The organism is Vibrio sp. NH-7 (assembly GCF_053643215.1).
In genome coordinates this window covers 1,728,569-1,745,909 of record NZ_CM132187.1, presented here as the reverse complement: position 1 = coordinate 1,745,909, position 17,341 = coordinate 1,728,569, and the positions used below count along the sequence as shown (strand labels likewise).

The following is a 17,341-nucleotide window of genomic DNA, read 5'->3' as shown; positions in this document are numbered from 1 at the left end:
TAAAGGAGGTGGCATATGATCTGGGAAACCATTGAACGAGTAAACCGCCTGCGTCAAAAGGCGCTTTCCGATCCTGAGTTTATTCAATCAGCAAAAGCGCACGAGCAAGCGATCCGTGTTCAAGAAAATTCTGATTTCATATCGGTTAAACGCAGTAAAAAAGTGAAAGAGCGTACGTTAGCTGACATATATAAACCAACGGATCTCTCGCCCAACTCAGGTGAGCGATCTCATTAATTTCAAACAAAGGGAAGCCCAGCGCTTCCCTTTCGCTTTATTGCGCGCAAAAAAAGACCGCGTGTTGTTAGTGTAATTTTTGACAATGACACCAAACAGCGGCCGTAACACAGGAAGTAATGGAGACTCAGTGGCTGTAACTGAGTGCTTCTTTCAGTTTAGACTATCTGAAAGCTTGTGCTGATTAATTCAGAGTTTTTCGCATTATTTCTGTTAAATTGTGGATAATTAGTCACTCTAATGATGAATTTTTCTTCTTTTCATAATTTCGATCAATGTGTGTATGTTAGTGAAATGTTCCATATATCGATGTTATTTGGTGTTATTATTTTAAATTACAGTTGTAAGGCAGAGTAAAATTCATATAATGCGGCGCCGGAATTGATCAGTAACAATGAAAGTTCGGTTTTACTCCCAATCTATGCGATATCGCTCACACCTGATCTGCCTCTTAGCGTTTTTTAGGCGTAAAATGCGTCTTCCCAAAATAGAGAAACCTGTTCCCTCGGATAATAAAAATGGATAATAAACTTGGCTTGGGCTCGCTTACCGCAATCGTCATTGGTTCAATGATCGGTGCCGGTGTATTTAGCTTGCCCCAGAATATGGCGTCTGTCGCAAGCCCTGCAGCTGTGATGATTGGCTGGACAATCACAGGAATAGGCATGATTTTTTTAGCGTTATCTTTCCAGAAACTCGCGTTCCATCGACCTCATGTCGATAGCGGTGTATTTGGCTATGCAAAAGAAGGCTTTGGAGACTTTGTCGGTTTTTGTTCCGCTTGGGGTTACTGGCTCAGTGCAATGTTGGCAAACGTCTCTTATCTGGTGATTGTTTTCAGTACCTTGGGCTTGCTTTTCGATACGCCAGATAACGTTATTTTCGGACAGGGCAATACCTGGGTATCGGTCGCTGGTGCTTCTTGCTTGCTGTGGTTGGTTCATGCTCTAGTCCTTCGTGGTGTTCAAACCGCTGCTTTGATCAACATGGTCACCACATACGCTAAACTGGTCCCCTTACTGATTTTTGTGTTTTGCGCGTTTGTCGCGTTCAGCTGGGATACGTTTACTTTGGACTTCACGGGCGTGCATTTTGGCGATCAGCATGATCTTTTAGCACAAGTGAAAAGCACTATGCTGGTGACTGTGTGGGTCTTTATTGGTATTGAGGGGGCGGTCGTGGTGTCGAGTCGCGCTCGAAACCGCAAAGACATTGGTCGAGCGACCATCCTTGGCTTGCTGACCGCGCTGGCGATTTATGTGTTTGTCACGTTATTGTCCATGGGCGTAGTGAAACCTACGGAGCTAGCAACGTATCAAAACCCCTCCATGGCGACGGTTTTGACGCAAATATTAGGTCCTTGGGGGCAATACATTATCAGCGTCGGTTTGCTGATTTCTGTATGTGGCGCGTTTTTAAGCTGGACGGTATTGGCTTCTGAAGCACCTTACCTTTGCGCGAAAGAAAAGATGTTCCCATCAAAATATGGTGAGCTGAACCAAGCGGGAAGCCCAATAAAACCACTCACCTTAACTAACGTATGGATTCAGATTTCACTCATTGTGGTGATGTTTGCAGGCAGTACTTACGACACCTTGTTGATTATCGCGTCAGAGATGATCTTGGTACCGTATTTCCTAGTCGGGGCATTTGTGCTGAAAATCGCCATCGAAGAGAAAAACCGCGGCAGCTTGCTTTTAGTAGGGGCTGGAGCAACGATTTATGGATTGTGGCTTCTGTATGCCTCTGGTTTGAACTATTTACTTTTGTCCGCGGTACTCTATGTTCCTGGTCTGTATTTTTACATTCAAGCAAAGCGAGAGCAGGGGATTGACCCTTTCAATGGTAAAGAAAGAGTCGGCGCGTGTATTTTGAGTGTGGCGGCATTATTGGCGGTTGGCTTAATGTGGCAGGGTATGCTCGACGTTCAGCTTTAATAAAAAAATCCCCGAAAGGGGATTTTTTTATATCTTGTTGAGACGGTAACGTCCCCTTATCGATTCTAGAATCGTGAACAGTAATCCAGCCCAGATAAAGCTGAAACTGACCAGCTTTACTTCGTCAAAGATCTCGCCGAACAAAAATACCGCGATCATGAATTGAATGGACGGTTCAATGTACTGCATGAGACCGACCGTTGACATGGTCGTTAAGCGAATTGCAATGGAATAGAACACTAACGGGATGAGCGTGGCAGGTGCGGCGCCAAAATAGAGGGCGAATGTTTCCCACCCCATGTGTAAGACTTCAGTGCCAACGGCCAGTTCTTTGTAAGCTAAATAGCCAAATGCAAGAGGAAGCATGACAACCGCTTCCATGAATAGGCATGTGCTCCAGTCGTAACGAATACGTTTCTTACACCAGCCGTACAACGTGAAGAAGGTCGCCATAATAAGCGCAATGATTGGCAACTGACCATACTGAACAACTTGGTAGCTAAGTCCGATAGACGCCAACACAAGCGCGACTTTTTTACCTGTCGATAGTGTTTCTTTTAATACGAACACACCGAGCGCACTCATCATTAATGGGCTGATAAAAAAGCCAAGACTTGCATCGATCACTCGGTCGTTAGTCATCGCCCATGTAAAAGCTGTCCATGAAATAGACATCATCAAGCTGCCAATGAAGGTCAACTTGAGTGAAAACTTGTCTGCCCAAATCGTTTTCCAGTTTGGTAACGATTTTGTGACTGCAAGCACGATAATGAAGCCGCACGGAATGGAAGCCAACAGACGAACGGCGAGTAGTTCATCCATCGCGGCCTTGGGTAAATATTGATAATAAAGAGGGAGAATACCCCATAAAAAGAACGAGATAGCGGCCATCCAATTGCCTAAACGTTGCTCAGACATGCTCTTGCTCACAGATTAGAAAGTGAACGGAATGTACGTCTAACACTCTGAAAAGTAAAGCGATTTGCCTTAGATTTAAAGCCTTTATTTTCAATGGCTTATGGTTGAGTTGATTAGGTAAGGGTTTAATATTCAACGCTTTTATCTAAAGGTGAGAGAGTAATGGTCGATAATTATGAGTAGTGAATTGATTTTTAAACTCTGGTAACGTGTAGCTAACGAGTAAAGCGCTATACTAATGAGATAGCTGGAGACTTATGGTTAAAGGAGCACGATCATGAGTGACATGGAGCAAAAGCGTAAATTTTATCGCCTTAAGTACCCCAAGCGGGGCCGGCCTTGCGTTCGCTTTTCACAAGAACTGTACCACGTAACAGAAGTGTCTGAGGGTGGTATTCGTGTACTTATGCATAATTTGAGCAGCCTATATAAAGGGTTGACGATGAAAGGTGTACTTTCACTGCACAACGATTGTGAAGTGTCTATCGAAGGTGCTGTTTTGCGTTTTGACAACGATGAAGTGATTGTACAGCTCAATAAAGGCCCTTCTTTTAAAAACATGGTCGAAGAGCAGCGACATATCAAAAATGTATTTCCTCGTCATTTTGAACGGCTAAAAATGCAAGCAGCTTAAGGTTGTGGTTTAGCCAGCTTACAGACAAAACATTACATTGTACGCTTTACGTGTTCGCAATTTATCTTAGCCCTCTTACTCAGAGGGCTTTTTGTATGGCTTTTCAACTCCATACTTGGGGATAGCGACAAAATCAGCCTATAGTCATTAGTATGTTTCATTATTGGTGCTCTCATGTTTGCCAAGCTATTTAGACGGTATGTAGCGACGATTTTATTTTTGTTGAGTCCGCTTGTTTATGGACAAGACGAGATAAGATTTTTCCTGCCGGACTTCCCGCCTTACACAACGATGGATCAAGATGGGCAATTGGTAGGCATCGGTATCGATAAAGTGACAGCAATTTTGGATACCATGGACGTGAAGTACAGCATCAGACTGGGTTCAAACCATGGCCGAGCGCTGGCGGAGCTGCGTAGAGGGCGTTCTGATGGATTCTTTATGGCGTCAAAAAACGCAGAGAGAGATGAGCACGCGGTCTTTTCCCTTCCTCTCATGATTAATCGTTGGGTGTGGGTTGTGTTAGCAGGGAGCGAGCATGATTTCTCTGCCTCTCCTGATTCCGCGTTTAGAGTGGCGAGCTTACTCAATACCAATACGGATAAGTGGCTTAAGACATCAGGATACAAGCGTATCGACCCCGCAGACAATATTGTTTCATTGATTGCTAAGCTAGACGACGGAGCCGTCGATGCCGTCTTTGTCGCTGAGGAAGTGTTTAACCATCATTTTGAAGATAACCCAAGCTATGATGTGATTTTGCAGGCGGAAAAGGCTTTCGGTATTTACATCTCCAAAGAATACCTCGATCGTCATCCTACATTTATGGATGAACTTAATACCACAATATTGGAGCTCAGCCCGATCGAGCCTTGATTAGTGGGGGGAGGGGATGAGAATCGGGAGTTCTTGGCAAGGAAGCAGTGACCACACGAACAGTGCAGTCACTGAGATTTACGCTACATAAGCCGATTTGCGTTGGTTTAGACCTTGAATTGAGCGACTAAGTTGTCAAGCGTTTCACACTGGGCTGAAAGCGACAGACACGCGTTTTCGGCACTGCTTACCATTTCTACCATATGATTGCTGTTGTCTAGGATACGAACGACATTGTTGTTCACATCTTCACTTACGCTATTTTGCTCGCTTGCAGCGGTGGCGATATGTGTGTTCATCTCATTCATCAACGATATTGACGCCATAATTTCTTTCAAAGAGTCCGATGCACTGCCCGCACTTGAAATTGTCTGCTGACCACTTTCTTTGCTGGCTTCCATTACCGTCACCGCTTGACGTGCGCCTTCTTGAAGCTTCTCGATCATGGCTTGAATCTCACCGGTGCTTTCCTGCGTTCTGCTCGCGAGTGATCGAACCTCATCCGCAACCACCGCAAACCCACGCCCTTGATCTCCAGCACGAGCGGCTTCAATCGCAGCATTCAACGCCAGCAAGTTTGTTTGTTCAGCGATGCCACGGATAACATCAAGAATCGAGGCTATGTTGCCGACATCAGCATCAAGGTTGTGGATGACTTGGCTCGCGTTGTCGATTTCACAGGCCAATGTTTCGATAGAGCCAACCGTTGTCGACAAGATCTTATCGGTGTTTGTCGCTTCGCCGTTGGCTTTGGTGCTTGCTAAGGCTGCTTCCTCCGCATTCGATGCCACCGTCTGACTGGTTGCTTGCATCTCATTTACCGCAGTCGCAACCATTTCACTTTCTTGCTGCTGTTGGCCAGAGAACTCAGCGACGGATTGAGTTAACGACTTAATGTTCTCCATTTCAGCCCGAACCGCATTCGATGACACAATGACTTGTTCTACCGTTGAGTGAATTCGGCTGACAAACGAGTTGAATCCTTCGGCGAGCTTACCCAGTTCATCATTGCTGGTCACGTCGATGCGTTTCGATAAGTCGCCATCTCCGCTGGCAATGTCTTGCATCGCCGCCCCGATATTCTTAATTGGGACAAGCACGAGTCGATGAGAGATCCAGAACGAAAGTACGACCAATACAACGGCGATCGCTGCACCAAACTCGAGTACAAACTTACTATAAGAGATGGAATCAGAAACTTGTGCACGCAGCTCAAGTTGAACCTCATCGATCATCGAACGGATCGAACGTAAGTTGGTGCGTATGATTTGAAACTCTGCGTCCAGCTTAGTTTGATTCGCTTCATAGTAGTCATTTGCGCTACTTGGGGAGCTAAACATTGGTTCATACAAACTGATCCAAGTATTTGTTGCTTTGGTGAGTTGGTCTGCGACTCGAAGTTGGTTTTGAGGCAGGTAGCCTTTGCTAATAAGTTCGCGAACCTGACTTAGACGTGGCTCTGCTTTGTAGGCGTTGTCTTTAAATTCAGCAATGTTGTAGTCAACCTCTTGCTGATTTTTTGCCAACATCAACCCTTGGGCAGCGGTGATTACTTGGTAGAGATCGCGGTAGCCGTCTTCAAGGGCCTCCATGACGGGCTGAACATCCTTGTTAAGTTGCTCGTTCAACGATTCTTGTTGATTGGCTTGAAGTACGTTAACCAAGGTCGTAATCGCAATGATGACCGCCAACAGCACAATCGGTAAGGCCAACTTGTGCTTAATCGTAAGTCTGCTTCGCATAGTGTTATCCTAAATGTTTGATATCAATCAATAATACTCTGTTATTGAAATTAGTTGCGTAATAGAGGATGCAACATGAATTTTGCTAAATCAACCCAGGGCTATTTGTTTTCTCAATAAAAACAGGGAAATAGCTAGAGGTGGGTCGCAAATGGACAATCTGTGAACAATTGAGTAACAAGCCTTTTTTAATCAGATGTTTAGTCAAACGTTTGCTTTGGGTAGAGGAGATAAAAGTGTGATCCGTGACTCTGATTTTAGCTGGTTATATTCATATGAATTATGGTTATATGTGCGGGCAATAATAAGGTTGCTGAGTCAGTTAGGGTTATCAAATGAAAAGCGAGATGGATTCGAAGGCGGTGGTACTCGCGTATTGGGCTGCGATGGAAACGAATGATTTCACAGCGGCAAGCGAATGGCTAAGCGAGCATGAGTTTGAATGCTACTGGCCCCAGTCGAATGAACTGATTAAAGGTCGAGAGAACTTCGCCGCCCTAAACAGTGCATACCCCAGTGAAGGCTCGTGGCGCTTTACTCTGAATACAATCGTGGTCGAGGGAAATCAGGTCGTGACTGATGTATCCGTCACCGATGGGAGTCGCATCGACCGAGCCATTACGTTTCATACGGTTGTAGACGGAAAAATCGTCAAACAAACCGAGTTCTGGCCAGATAACTACCCAGCACCTGAATGGCGATCTCAATGGGTCGAGTCGGCAACGTCTAAGCAGACAGTGTAGATCTTTTACTCGATTTTTTTACCGTTTTAACCAGTAAAAGGAAACACATCATGTATAAGAGTTGCGACTTTTCTATTGACGAAGGTCAGTTTAGGTTTAGGAAAGATGCTTACCCACTCAAGCGAATCAACGATATACGAGTAAAGCGATTAACCTTGATTGATAATTTGGCACAAATCGTGTTTTGGATCGCCTTATTCTCTGGAGGCTTATGGCTTGCGGTGCCGGATATAATGCTTGCTCCCCTGTGGCTACAAGCAACAACCGGTGCGTTGACACTCTTCGGTTTTTTGTTTGCAGTGTTGCGTTGCTCGCGATATGCCTTGCAGGTGGAGTTTAAACACGTTGATGAAACGGGTTTACAGTGGGTGAATGTTGCCAAATCTTATGCGCATCAAGACGAAGTTTTATTTGATGCTCAAGTCTTGGCGGTAAAAAAACTAATAGCTCACTAAACACCAAATAGCCTCAGTCAGAGGCTATTTGTTTATTTAAATCCACATCAACACACTTCTATTTGAGGCTCTATTGATTTGGATAGGAATGGGCAGACATTCAAGTCATAGCCAATAAGGCAGATACCATCTCAAATGAGTAGTAAAACGAAATGGGTATTGGTGAGCGTTTTAGTGATGCTTTTCTTGTTCACCTACCGACCTGACAGAACCGAGATCTTGCTTGACGAGCTCGAACTTCCCAAGTGCGACATCACTGAACGACTGAATACGACCATCACCTTTTACGTTGATCAGGGCGCGTTTACTCCAAAGCTTCAAAAACGCTTAACCGCTGCGATCGAATACGCGAATCAGGTGCTCGATAATTCTTGTATCCCGATGCGTAGAACACTCGACGCAATGGTATCAGTGGATCTTAATTTATCGGGTCAGGAAGACGAATACGGTATCTACTACCGACTGCTCGACGCGGTTGGCGCAGACAAAATGGCTCAGCACGACTTAGACAGGCACCATTACTATGTCATCGTCATTGGCGATGAACACACAATATTCGATGATGGCACAACCGGAATCGCTGACTTGAACAACGACGGTAGCCGCAGTGTATTGCTGTCTGATGTTGGAAAGGTTCACGTATTAGAACATGAGTTTGGTCACCTCGCCTGGGCGCAGCACAAAGACACTTGGCCCTTCCCGAGTATGGAAGGGACGTTGAAGCTTGCGGTAGAGAAGAAGTTTCATGATAAGTTAAAACGCTATGCGAGAGCTTATACATGCAAAAATGCGGGTACGGTAATGAGTTACGAGGAGAGGATCCTCCCTATTTATTCGAGCCCACTCATTCACTATCGAGGAGAGCAATGCGGTGACCAAGAGGTTGCAGACAATGCGCGCGTGTTGCGAGAATACGCATGGGAACAGCTGAGTAAACCAAAGATCAGGGAAGAGTAGTGTTTAGACTAGAAACAGAACATTTGATTATCAGGGATATGCAGGACACCGATGAGGCTGCATTTGTCGCTATCTCACAGGATGAGAAGTATCAGCGATTTTACAGTGAAGCGGATTGTTCTCCCTCGAAGTATCAAGAGTTAACCAAATTGTTTGTCGCCCAAGCGAAAGAACACCCTAGAACGTCTTATCAACTTGCGATTGAACACAAGGCTAATGGGCAGTTTATCGGAACGGTCTGCTTGAGAGTCGAAAATGACAACCAAGCCTCTATAGGGTGTGGTTTATCTCGTGACTATCAAGGAGCGGGGCTTATTCGAGAAGCGGCTTATGCTCTCGTTAATTTTGGTTTTTCTGAGCTAGATATTCACCGTGTTTACGCGGAAACAATCAGTCTCAATCATGGGGCGATTCGACTTTGTCGCTCGTTGGGAATGAAGCAGGAGGCTCATTTCAGAGAAAATCGCTTTTTTAAGCAGCGTTGGTGGGATACGGTTGTTTTCGCGATATTGAGAAGCGACTGGAAGCAAAATCGTTAAAAACAATTGTGAACAAGGAGTGTTGATGAGACATGTGTATTTGATGTTCAGTGTGCTAGGTATAGCCATCCCATACGGGGCACTGTTGCCGTGGTTGTTGGAGAACGGCTTGAATATTGGCTTGTTGCTAGAGCAAGCGGCAGCGAACCCCATCAGTATATTTGCATGGCTAGACGTTGTTGTCGCTGCGTTGTGCTTGTTAACCTTCATCGCCACAGACAGTAAAACGAATCAAGTTAAGGGAGTGATCTATCCCATCTTAGGCACACTGGCTGTCGGTGTTTCATTAGGTTTGCCTCTTTATCTCTATATTCGGGAGCGCCAGTTTTATCTTAGAACTCACGGGCGAGAAGTGAGTGTACATGGTGGGTGATGTGACTATGCGGAGTATTATCAGTAGGCGCTCGTAAGACTCCACAGGTAGAGAAGTACGTCAACTCATTGGCGACACGTGAAGGAAAATTTCTCGTATCACTGGCAGTACAGAGACAACTAACAACGCAGACATAAACCAGTTGAATCGTTGACGTTGTTCAGCCTTGTTTAGCCATTTTTTAAGCAAAGAACCAAACGCGAGCCAAACCCCAACACAAGGGAAAGAAACGACAAAAAAAGTGGCGGCAATAAGTGTATTTTGCGCCACAAAGTCTGCTCCGACACTGGTAAATGCGGCGATTGCACCAGTCGCAACAACCCATGCTTTGGCGTTGACCCATTGAAAGAGAGCCCCTTTAGTAAATGACAGAGGCTGCGCTTGTTGTTCACCTTTGATATCACCAGTAGAGCGAGCAATCAGAAAGGCTAGGTAAAGCAGGTATGCAGTGCCAGTGCACTTGATAACGAAATGTAAGCTAGGAAAGAGCTCGAATAACTGAGAAAACCCAAGTCCAACCAATAACAGCATGACTGAAAAGCCGACGCAGATACCAGTCAGCAAAGGTAAACTCTTCTTAATTCCAAAATTGACGCCCGATGCCATCACCATAATATTGTTTGGACCAGGCGTTACTGAAGAAGAGATGGCAAACAGCACGACCGCTAGAAAATAGTCCATGTGTTCCTTGCACTATTCGTGAAACATTGACATCAATATGGCGAATTATTGCTCACTGATCAATTCTATTTTGTGAATGTGCTCGTTTTGTTTTTCTTGATGGGCAACAAGTTCTTGGCTTTGTGACTTTTTGTATTATGTTTCCCGCACTTCAATTCAAAAACAATACTAGGAACATACAAAGTTATTGATTTCCTAGTTTAACGATTAACGATTAGGATTAGATATGGACTTTATTCATGAGTTGGACGTGACACCTGAACAGCATCATCTTATCCGCCAACTGAGAAATGATTCGTTTGTTGAACACCAAGCCACATCGTCTTACTTGAAGCAGCTTCCCCATGTAAGGGTACTTGAGATGAAAGGTGGCGAGTTGATTGGCTATATGGGGTTAGATTACCGGGTTATCAGTGTTGATGGGCAGCCCTTAAAAGTTCTGGGTGTCATTGATTTTTGCGTTGAGAAAAACGCAAGGGGACAAGGAATTGGTCGTCAAATGTTGCAAGGTGTCGAGCAATTTGCGCGCACCAAACAAGTTGATTTCGTTATTCTTATCTCTGACTTAAAAGAGTTCTATTTGGCTAGTGGTTACCAACAGATTACCGCTACGCAGTCTTGGTTGAGAATTCATCAGCATCGAAACTATGGTGTGGCGGTTGAAGAACTAGATGAACTTTATGTGAAACCAATGAGCGAAAAACCATGGCCTTCCGGTCATGTAGATTGGCTAGGGTATATGTTTTAGCCTGAAATTAAGGAGGGCAGAATGATCAGTTGCAGTGATTATGATTATATCGAGATAGTTTGCATGTTTCGTTACCCTGTCGTGCTGACCTTAAAATCCGGAGACAAGGTTCAAGGCACGGCCATTGATACGGTTCGCAATGATAACAAGGAAGAATGCGTGCTGCTGGAGACGCTGAATGGAGCGAGCTACGTTTTACTCGACAGTATCGTGCAACTCGAGGTCTCGGTAGACAATCCCCATTTCGATAAGAAACTTTTTGTTAGCCACACTCAGTGTGGAGCAGAAAACAGGAATCGATTCGCGTAAATAAACGCTCTATTTTGACTGCCGAAAAGTGATTAGTCTGTAGGGAACAGTCAAAAAGGAGTCATTATGAAAATTGAACACGTTGCGATTTGGACCGAACAACTGGAAGTGCTCCGTGCTTTCTACATCAAGTACTTCAACGCTAAATCGAGTGATAAGTACGTTAACCATAACAAACAGTTTTCTTCCTATTTCCTAACTTTTTCAGAGGGAGCTCGTTTGGAGTTAATGGCAATGCCCTCGATTCCTGAGTCGAAAGATGACATCTATCAACAGTTTAGAGGCTTGATTCATATCGCAATTTCGGTAGGTTCAACAGCATTGGTGGATGAAATGACGGCAAGGTTAGTTGATGATGGTTACGAAAGGATCGACGGACCTCGGACAACTGGCGACGGTTACTATGAAAGCTGTGTACTTGATCCCGATGGCAATCGAATCGAAATAACGGTTTAACAGGTCGAGGAGACCAAAAAGACAAGGATTGATAACACCTATGTACACTCTCTACTACTATCCGAATAACGCCAGTTTGGCACCACACTTTCTACTTCACCACATGGGTGCTCAATACGAACTGGTGCTGGTGGATAAAAAGTCCAACGGGCAAAAATCGGCGGAGTATTTAAAGCTCAATCCTGCAGGAAGAATCCCAACTTTAGTTGATTCAGGGCAACCAATATTTGAAAGCCCTGCAATCTGCATCCACCTTTGTGAGCAGCACCCAGAGTCAAGGTTAATGCCTGCCATCGGCGACCCGCTTCGTCCTTTGTTCTTTCAGTGGTTAGCGTTCCTGAATAACACGCTGCAAGCTGAGCTGATGGTCCGCTACTATCCCCATCGCCACACTACGGATGAAACGGCAATCCCAAGTATCATTGAAGCTCAAGATGCACGTATTTCAGACGCGTTGGCAATTATTGATGCCCAGTTGGAAACGCATGAATATTTGCTCGGTGAGCGTTTGTCGGCATGTGACTTCTTCTTGTTTATGTTGGCTGAGTGGTCACTTCCCGCTAAACGATCACCGATGGCGTATACTCATCTCTCGGCGTATTTGAGCAAGTTATCCCATCACCCTACCGTCCAAGCCGTATGTGAAATCGAGCAGATTGATCTCACACCTTTTCAACGTTAACAACAATAGTTTGATGTTGAAAAGTATAAACGGGCAATTGATTTTGACTCGGTTACATAGCTGCCATTATCATGCCCGTACAATTCTTTGATTAAATGAAAAACGATGTCATTACCTCCTTGCCCTAATTGCCAATCTCAATATGTTTATCAAGACCAAAGTCAATTGGTTTGCCCTGAATGTGCTCATGAATGGAACCCAACAGAAGTCGATGAAAGTGTTTTCATTGCTAAAGATGCCAACGGCACAGCACTTGAGGAAGGGGACAAAGTCACTTTGGCAAAAGATCTGAAAGTAAAAGGCAGTTCACTGGTCTTAAAAATCGGCACGAAAGCTGTTGTGCGACGCATCGTTGAAGGTAAAGATCACGAGCTTGATTGCAAAGTGGATGGTGCCGGGGAAATGATGGTTACCGCGAAGTTTGTCAAGAAAGCTTAGCTTGTTAACAAGCCGCTAAATGACAGGCTGTGTGTCAGCCTGTCTTATATAATGCTCACAATTAGGTGCAGTCTCGCAGTGTCATCAATCGGTAATCAGCGCATTGCATGGAGTTTTCTTGATGACCGACCAAACTCTCGTATACGTTGAAATGAGATACGACAACCACCGTAGAGTAGTGGGCGTATCTTTCCAACACATTGAGTACCCTTGATCTTAATTCTTGGTGAGATTCATAACTCTTTTCGGGTTGACAGGCGCGCTGTTTGAGTGCGTTTCGATATTCTAGCCAGCGGCGATCTCTTTCTTCCAGTGAAATGTACCCGCCCAATTTGTCCGCTTTCCATTCGCGTAAATCGTGTTCGACGAATAACTCTAAATTTAACTTTCGGTTTATGATTTCGGCCGTTTGAAGAGCACGTGTATAAGGGGATGAGAGGATGACGTCGGGGTTTAATTTGCTAAACTGCTCAGGTAAATCGTGAATGGGGCGCAGATGTGCTCTATCCAGTGGCGCGTAGTCTTTTTCTAGCTGGGTCATTTGCCTGGCATCACTTAATGCATAATCGGGTACGCCGTGTCTGACGAAGATAATGTCCATATTCGGGGGAGACTCCTTCTGGTTTATTATTGATTGAGGGTGTCACTATTTGGTAAGCAAAACAACCTGTTGCAGATTGAATGTAAGGTTGAACTGGCCCGTCATGGTGACTTTGAGAGGAGTGTCGATTACTGGTTAAAAAAAACGTGCCGACAAGGTGCCAGCACGTTATCACAATGTGGGTGGGATTTATTGGATTTCAGTAATAAACCCGTACTTGTCTGAGTCCGCTTTCGTGATCCAGTGTTCACCAGCTGCAGGTGCTGCATCTAAAGTGAAGAGATAAAAATCAATCCCTTTATCACCCATTACTTTATTGAAGAAAGTGGCTTGTCTGCGGTGGCTTTCGTGCGTGAATGGGAACGCTTTTGCCTCTTTATCGCCTTGTGCCCAGCTGTGGACACCCACTTGCTTGTTGCCTTCAAACGCATCGATGGCATTCTTACGCTGTAGAACACGCTTCTTGCCCGCAGCAAAGAGGTCCGTACCACCCGAGAACACCGAACCAGTTTTCGTTACCATTGTGGTCATATTGTTGTCGTGAATCATCAGGCCAGTGTAGAGGTTAATGTCGTCGTCCGCACTTCCGCCAATGTTGTTGTTGAACTTGAATGTCATCTCTGTACCTGAGTAATTCTTGACGATATCAGAGAGTTGTAGATAGGTTGTCGCTCCAAGCGTAGAGTGAATTCGTTCTTTGTCACTGGTCATGCTAAACGCATCGCGATAAAGATCGTTGAACGCAAATGAGGTCACGATGTCCACTTTGCTGTCAGCATGCGTCGCGGTTAAAACAGTAGAGCCAATGCTTGGGAGAAACTCTGGTGCCTCAACGTTAAATTCGACTTGAATTGAGGTCGATGAGCCAGTGATTGTCGACTGTATTAATGTGTTTTCTCCTGACGTTGACTGTTTAGTTTCGTCACATTTGAAACCTTGGACCGGTTCTTTTGTACGATAAATCATACAATCCATCGCATCGTCAGACGACAGCACTAAGTCGATCGTGTTTTTGTCGGTATCAGCGAGCTTAATCACCAGTATCTCTTCACTCATGCTTTCAGCAAACAGAACGTTTTCATAGGATGTGCCCGCATAAGTGACACGTAAAGCGTCAAAAATAACTTCGCGCTCGCTCATCAAAGCATCTACATCTTTTTGCGAAAACTTATAGTCCGCGGCAGGTTTGGTGACTTTCGAGTTTTTATCGACGTTGTTATTTGTATTGGAACTTGAGCCAGAGTTGCAGCCAGCTAGAACAAGTAAAGGCGCGGTTAACAAAATAGATTTGAGATGTTTCATTGTTTTTCCCCTTAGGTTTGATGTGAGGAATTCTATTCTCAAAAATGGACACTGACTGTCGTGTTCATGTATGGAAATGTATGGGCATGCCGTTACAATACGCTCACAAAATAAATGGCGGTGCGCTCCTCATTGCGCCAGCTAATTCAAGCAGTTCGGGATTTCACATCCCATAAAATATAGCGAGACCATTTGCTAATGAATAACTCGATAAAACAACATTCAATGCTGATCGTTGAAGATGATTTAAAACTCCAACGAATGCTTAAGGATTATTTTGTAACGCAAGGTTTTGCCGTAGATGCATTGGATGATGGTGAAACGGCAACTCGCTATATCATCGACAACCAACCTGACGTCGTTCTTTTGGATTTGATGTTGCCTGTCATGGACGGGCTTACAATTTGTCGACAGACGCGTGCTCATTACAAAGGTAAGATCTTAATGCTCACTGCCAGTGATGACGATTTCGATCATGTGGCAGGTTTAGAAACAGGCGCTGATGATTACGTGACCAAACCGATCAAGCCGCGAGTGTTGCTTGCTCGGATAAGGACTTTGTTACGCAGGGTGGAGCAACCCGAGTTGGAAACAAACGAGAATGAGCGTCATTTCGACAACTTAGTGCTAAGAAAAACGTACAAGCGCTGCGAACTCGATGGTCAAAACATTGCCATGACAGACAGTGAGTTTGATTTGTTGTGGTTTTTGGCCACTCACCCAGATGAGGCGCTATCAAGAGACAAATTAACGCTTGAGTTGCGTGGTATTGAATACGATGGCTTAGACCGAACGATTGATAACAAGATCGTTCGCTTACGCAAGCTACTTGGCGATGATTCCAACCCAGCAGTGAAAATTCAAACTGTGAGAGGAAAAGGGTACCTATTCGTTTCAAGTGCTTGGAAGTCAATCGCTTAACTGACCTTAATAAGAGAATTTTGATGCGAAGGATGTACTTGGAATCCATACTTGGATTGATGACTTGTTTTTTCATTGGCGTTTTTGCCTATGAAATAACCATGTACGAAATGACGACGGACCACGACTATTTACTAAAGGATTATGAAGCGGCTGCGCATCAACAGCTTTTACAAACTATCGCCAACGCGCAAGGCATAGAAGCGGCGCAGCAAAGCATGAAAGAGTTTACGCAGTTGTCGAAGCTGTCTCTCTTTATTTATACGCCCAACGACAGTTTGCCAGACGAGGTAAAGCATTACTTTTCTGGCGGATTTGATATGCCTATCTTTCATGATGAAGAGCGAGAGCTGTGGTTTAAATTAGCAGGCTCAGACGCGACTTATCACTACCTCCCTGATGACGAAAACCCCATTCGACAAAATGCAGACCTGCAAAATGATATTGTCTGGATGTTTTTCATCGCCAGCTTCATCTTGTATAGCTTGTGTCACCTGCTGGTGATTTTTTGGCGGGTGAAAAAGCTCGAAACCGCAACACTTAGCTTCGCCCAAGGTGAACTTTCTGCTCGTGCAGAGACCGCATCAGGACGTGCAATTGGCTCACTAAACCAGTCATTTAATCATATGGCGGATCGCATCCAAAACCTAATCGACAGCAACAGGGCACTGACCAATGCTGTGGCTCATGAACTGCGCACGCCAGTGTTTCGGATTCAATGGCAGGCAGAGTTGCTCAAAGATACCAACTTGGATGAGGAGCAAAGGCAGACAATCGACAGTATTGTTGAAGATACTGAAGAAATGGAAACCATGGTTGATGAGCTGCTCTGCTACGCTCGTCTTGATAGCCATCGTCTTGAACTTACTAAGACGACGGTTGATGTGGGCGAGCTGCTAAGCAAAGGTAATGCACGTTGGAATAAAGAGACGCAGCTTCAACTCTCGATCCAACCCAAGCAGTTTGCGAGTAACGTATCCATATTTGCCGATGAAAGATTGCTAAAACGCGCACTCGACAACGTTGTGCGTAATGCGATGAAGTTCGCCGATCAAAAGATCCTTATCGAGTTTGAGAAACAAGCGCAAGCGGTCACAGTATCGGTTCATGATGATGGACCAGGTGTTGATGAAGAGCACATTGCAAACCTATTTGAACCGTTTTATGTAGGAAGCAAAGCGCGAAACAAGGCGAAAAGTGGGCATGGGCTTGGTTTGTCGATTGTTCATAAAATATGTGAACAACATGGTGGCAAAGTGGAAGTTGGGCGCAGTGCGTTATTACAAGGTGCAGAGTTTAAACTAACGTTCCCTGTTTTGTAATGGTTTCAATGACAAACCCATACAGTCACTCGCAGAACAATTTGCAATAATCCTCTCCGTCGCTAAGCAGGGTTAAAAACTTTGCTGTTAGCGTTCAAGATCGATATTGAATTTGGAGAGAACAATGAAGAAAGTAATGATTATCGCAGCCTTATCTGTTTTGGCTACTGGTTGTGCGCAGCAGACATTTGTGATGTCAAAAGAAGAAACGTCTAAGCCGGCAACCACACAATCACATCACTTTTTCATTGACGGTTTAGCTCAGAAGAAAGAAGTAGACGCAGCAGGTACCTGTGGTAGTGCAGACAAAGTAGCAAAAGTTGAAGTTCAAAAAACATTCGTTAACGGACTTCTTGAGTTTGTGACACTAGGCATTTACACACCACGCGAAGCTCGAGTTTACTGTAAGTAATCGACTTAATCGGTGAAATTAATTGGCGCGCAGACCTCTAGTTTAGCGCGCTTTTTTG

General features: G+C 44.7%; 21 protein-coding genes and 1 pseudogene. 17 read left to right on the top strand and 5 right to left on the bottom strand.

Annotated elements, in window-relative coordinates; genetic code table 11:
• Window positions 1–15 precede the first annotated feature (15 nt).
• Complete coding sequence (locus ACUALS_RS08075; protein WP_454448127.1) at window positions 16–237, top strand: hypothetical protein; 222 nt, start codon at window positions 16–18, stop codon at window positions 235–237.
• Between the two features lie 518 nt (window positions 238–755).
• Window positions 756–2,174 carry a basic amino acid/polyamine antiporter gene (locus ACUALS_RS08070; RefSeq protein ID WP_454448126.1) on the top strand — a complete coding sequence of 473 codons (1,419 nt, stop codon included), beginning with the start codon at window positions 756–758 and terminating at the stop codon, window positions 2,172–2,174.
• A gap of 27 nt (window positions 2,175–2,201) precedes the next feature.
• Here ACUALS_RS08070 and rarD read toward each other — a convergent pair whose 3' ends face one another.
• On the bottom strand, window positions 2,202–3,092 hold the full coding sequence (gene rarD, locus ACUALS_RS08065; RefSeq protein ID WP_454448125.1) for an EamA family transporter RarD: 891 nt from the start codon (window positions 3,090–3,092) through the stop codon (window positions 2,202–2,204).
• Between the two features lie 277 nt (window positions 3,093–3,369).
• Here rarD and ACUALS_RS08060 point away from each other — a divergent pair, with 277 nt between their 5' ends.
• Window positions 3,370–3,726: a PilZ domain-containing protein gene (locus ACUALS_RS08060; protein WP_454448124.1), complete on the top strand. Its 357-nt coding sequence runs from the start codon at window positions 3,370–3,372 to the stop codon at window positions 3,724–3,726.
• 174 nt (window positions 3,727–3,900) lie between these two features.
• A complete protein-coding gene (locus tag ACUALS_RS08055; RefSeq protein WP_454448123.1) occupies window positions 3,901–4,602 on the top strand; it encodes a substrate-binding periplasmic protein in 702 nt (233 codons plus the stop codon).
• Window positions 4,603–4,709: 107 nt separating this feature from the next.
• On the opposite strand, the gene ACUALS_RS08050 is transcribed toward ACUALS_RS08055, so the two are convergent.
• A complete protein-coding gene (locus ACUALS_RS08050) occupies window positions 4,710–6,344 on the bottom strand; it encodes a methyl-accepting chemotaxis protein (RefSeq protein WP_454448122.1) in 1,635 nt (544 codons plus the stop codon).
• A 347-nt stretch (window positions 6,345–6,691) separates the two neighbouring features.
• On the opposite strand from ACUALS_RS08050, the gene ACUALS_RS08045 reads away from it, so the two are divergent.
• The 5 genes from ACUALS_RS08045 (at window position 6,692) to ACUALS_RS08025 (ending at window position 9,411) form a co-directional block, all read left to right on the top strand.
• Window positions 6,692–7,087, top strand: coding sequence for a nuclear transport factor 2 family protein (locus ACUALS_RS08045; protein WP_454449240.1), 396 nt, complete (start codon window positions 6,692–6,694; stop codon window positions 7,085–7,087).
• 50 nt (window positions 7,088–7,137) lie between these two features.
• Window positions 7,138–7,542 carry a hypothetical protein gene (locus tag ACUALS_RS08040; protein WP_454448121.1) on the top strand — a complete coding sequence of 135 codons (405 nt, stop codon included), beginning with the start codon at window positions 7,138–7,140 and terminating at the stop codon, window positions 7,540–7,542.
• Window positions 7,543–7,677: 135 nt separating this feature from the next.
• Window positions 7,678–8,499, top strand: a complete 822-nt coding sequence (locus ACUALS_RS08035) for a hypothetical protein (RefSeq protein ID WP_454448120.1) — start codon at window positions 7,678–7,680, stop codon at window positions 8,497–8,499.
• A complete protein-coding gene (locus tag ACUALS_RS08030; protein WP_038213924.1) occupies window positions 8,499–9,038 on the top strand; it encodes a GNAT family N-acetyltransferase in 540 nt (179 codons plus the stop codon). Before ACUALS_RS08035 ends, ACUALS_RS08030 begins: the two co-directional genes overlap by 1 nt.
• Window positions 9,039–9,063: 25 nt before the next feature.
• Entirely contained in the window at window positions 9,064–9,411 is a 348-nt protein-coding gene (locus tag ACUALS_RS08025) for a DUF2834 domain-containing protein (protein ID WP_043886872.1), read from the top strand.
• Between the two features lie 60 nt (window positions 9,412–9,471).
• Here the strand turns inward: ACUALS_RS08025 and ACUALS_RS08020 are convergent, their stop codons facing one another.
• Window positions 9,472–10,092 carry a LysE family translocator gene (locus ACUALS_RS08020; protein ID WP_005472127.1) on the bottom strand — a complete coding sequence of 207 codons (621 nt, stop codon included), beginning with the start codon at window positions 10,090–10,092 and terminating at the stop codon, window positions 9,472–9,474.
• Between the two features lie 226 nt (window positions 10,093–10,318).
• Between ACUALS_RS08020 and ACUALS_RS08015 the strand changes: the two genes are divergently transcribed.
• From ACUALS_RS08015 to ACUALS_RS07995, 5 genes are all read left to right on the top strand, one after another.
• A complete protein-coding gene (locus ACUALS_RS08015) occupies window positions 10,319–10,840 on the top strand; it encodes a GNAT family N-acetyltransferase (protein ID WP_039479580.1) in 522 nt (173 codons plus the stop codon).
• Window positions 10,841–10,861: 21 nt separating this feature from the next.
• Window positions 10,862–11,149 carry a Rho-binding antiterminator gene (locus tag ACUALS_RS08010; protein ID WP_454448119.1) on the top strand — a complete coding sequence of 96 codons (288 nt, stop codon included), beginning with the start codon at window positions 10,862–10,864 and terminating at the stop codon, window positions 11,147–11,149.
• Between the two features lie 66 nt (window positions 11,150–11,215).
• Window positions 11,216–11,605 carry a VOC family protein gene (locus ACUALS_RS08005; protein ID WP_038134400.1) on the top strand — a complete coding sequence of 130 codons (390 nt, stop codon included), beginning with the start codon at window positions 11,216–11,218 and terminating at the stop codon, window positions 11,603–11,605.
• 40 nt (window positions 11,606–11,645) lie between these two features.
• Window positions 11,646–12,287, top strand: coding sequence for a glutathione S-transferase family protein (locus ACUALS_RS08000; protein WP_454448118.1), 642 nt, complete (start codon window positions 11,646–11,648; stop codon window positions 12,285–12,287).
• A 105-nt stretch (window positions 12,288–12,392) separates the two neighbouring features.
• Window positions 12,393–12,725 carry a zinc ribbon domain-containing protein YjdM gene (locus ACUALS_RS07995; protein ID WP_005472149.1) on the top strand — a complete coding sequence of 111 codons (333 nt, stop codon included), beginning with the start codon at window positions 12,393–12,395 and terminating at the stop codon, window positions 12,723–12,725.
• A gap of 61 nt (window positions 12,726–12,786) precedes the next feature.
• On the opposite strand, the gene ACUALS_RS07990 is transcribed toward ACUALS_RS07995, so the two are convergent.
• Window positions 12,787–13,326: a histidine phosphatase family protein gene (locus tag ACUALS_RS07990; protein ID WP_038213940.1), complete on the bottom strand. Its 540-nt coding sequence runs from the start codon at window positions 13,324–13,326 to the stop codon at window positions 12,787–12,789.
• Window positions 13,327–13,515: 189 nt separating this feature from the next.
• Window positions 13,516–14,628 carry an alpha/beta hydrolase gene (locus tag ACUALS_RS07985; protein WP_454448117.1) on the bottom strand — a complete coding sequence of 371 codons (1,113 nt, stop codon included), beginning with the start codon at window positions 14,626–14,628 and terminating at the stop codon, window positions 13,516–13,518.
• Window positions 14,629–14,838: 210 nt separating this feature from the next.
• Here ACUALS_RS07985 and ACUALS_RS07980 point away from each other — a divergent pair, with 210 nt between their 5' ends.
• The 3 genes and pseudogenes from ACUALS_RS07980 (at window position 14,839) to ACUALS_RS07970 (ending at window position 17,283) form a co-directional block, all read left to right on the top strand.
• Window positions 14,839–15,549 carry a response regulator gene (locus ACUALS_RS07980; RefSeq protein ID WP_454449239.1) on the top strand — a complete coding sequence of 237 codons (711 nt, stop codon included), beginning with the start codon at window positions 14,839–14,841 and terminating at the stop codon, window positions 15,547–15,549.
• A gap of 23 nt (window positions 15,550–15,572) precedes the next feature.
• Window positions 15,573–16,947: pseudogene (locus ACUALS_RS07975) on the top strand (sensor histidine kinase).
• A gap of 48 nt (window positions 16,948–16,995) precedes the next feature.
• Window positions 16,996–17,283, top strand: coding sequence for a Bor family protein (locus ACUALS_RS07970; protein WP_038134409.1), 288 nt, complete (start codon window positions 16,996–16,998; stop codon window positions 17,281–17,283).
• The last annotated feature ends 58 nt before the right edge of the window (window positions 17,284–17,341 follow it).

Excerpts from the sequence above, each read along its gene's own strand:
- ACUALS_RS07990 (WP_038213940.1), bottom strand. The coding sequence starts at position 13,326 with ATGGACATTATCTTCGTCAGACACGGCGTACCCGATTATGCATTAAGT.
- ACUALS_RS08060 (WP_454448124.1), top strand. The coding sequence starts at position 3,370 with ATGAGTGACATGGAGCAAAAGCGTAAATTTTATCGCCTTAAGTACCCC.
- ACUALS_RS08040 (WP_454448121.1), top strand. The coding sequence starts at position 7,138 with ATGTATAAGAGTTGCGACTTTTCTATTGACGAAGGTCAGTTTAGGTTT.
- ACUALS_RS08075 (WP_454448127.1), top strand. The coding sequence starts at position 16 with ATGATCTGGGAAACCATTGAACGAGTAAACCGCCTGCGTCAAAAGGCG.
- ACUALS_RS07970 (WP_038134409.1), top strand. The coding sequence starts at position 16,996 with ATGAAGAAAGTAATGATTATCGCAGCCTTATCTGTTTTGGCTACTGGT.
- ACUALS_RS07985 (WP_454448117.1), bottom strand. The coding sequence starts at position 14,628 with ATGAAACATCTCAAATCTATTTTGTTAACCGCGCCTTTACTTGTTCTA.
- ACUALS_RS08010 (WP_454448119.1), top strand. The coding sequence starts at position 10,862 with ATGATCAGTTGCAGTGATTATGATTATATCGAGATAGTTTGCATGTTT.
- ACUALS_RS08050 (WP_454448122.1), bottom strand. The coding sequence starts at position 6,344 with ATGCGAAGCAGACTTACGATTAAGCACAAGTTGGCCTTACCGATTGTG.
- ACUALS_RS08025 (WP_043886872.1), top strand. The coding sequence starts at position 9,064 with ATGAGACATGTGTATTTGATGTTCAGTGTGCTAGGTATAGCCATCCCA.
- ACUALS_RS08055 (WP_454448123.1), top strand. The coding sequence starts at position 3,901 with ATGTTTGCCAAGCTATTTAGACGGTATGTAGCGACGATTTTATTTTTG.
- ACUALS_RS08000 (WP_454448118.1), top strand. The coding sequence starts at position 11,646 with ATGTACACTCTCTACTACTATCCGAATAACGCCAGTTTGGCACCACAC.
- ACUALS_RS08070 (WP_454448126.1), top strand. The coding sequence starts at position 756 with ATGGATAATAAACTTGGCTTGGGCTCGCTTACCGCAATCGTCATTGGT.
- ACUALS_RS08020 (WP_005472127.1), bottom strand. The coding sequence starts at position 10,092 with ATGGACTATTTTCTAGCGGTCGTGCTGTTTGCCATCTCTTCTTCAGTA.
- ACUALS_RS08005 (WP_038134400.1), top strand. The coding sequence starts at position 11,216 with ATGAAAATTGAACACGTTGCGATTTGGACCGAACAACTGGAAGTGCTC.
- ACUALS_RS08035 (WP_454448120.1), top strand. The coding sequence starts at position 7,678 with ATGAGTAGTAAAACGAAATGGGTATTGGTGAGCGTTTTAGTGATGCTT.
- rarD (WP_454448125.1), bottom strand. The coding sequence starts at position 3,092 with ATGTCTGAGCAACGTTTAGGCAATTGGATGGCCGCTATCTCGTTCTTT.
- ACUALS_RS08045 (WP_454449240.1), top strand. The coding sequence starts at position 6,692 with ATGGATTCGAAGGCGGTGGTACTCGCGTATTGGGCTGCGATGGAAACG.
- ACUALS_RS07995 (WP_005472149.1), top strand. The coding sequence starts at position 12,393 with ATGTCATTACCTCCTTGCCCTAATTGCCAATCTCAATATGTTTATCAA.
- ACUALS_RS08015 (WP_039479580.1), top strand. The coding sequence starts at position 10,319 with ATGGACTTTATTCATGAGTTGGACGTGACACCTGAACAGCATCATCTT.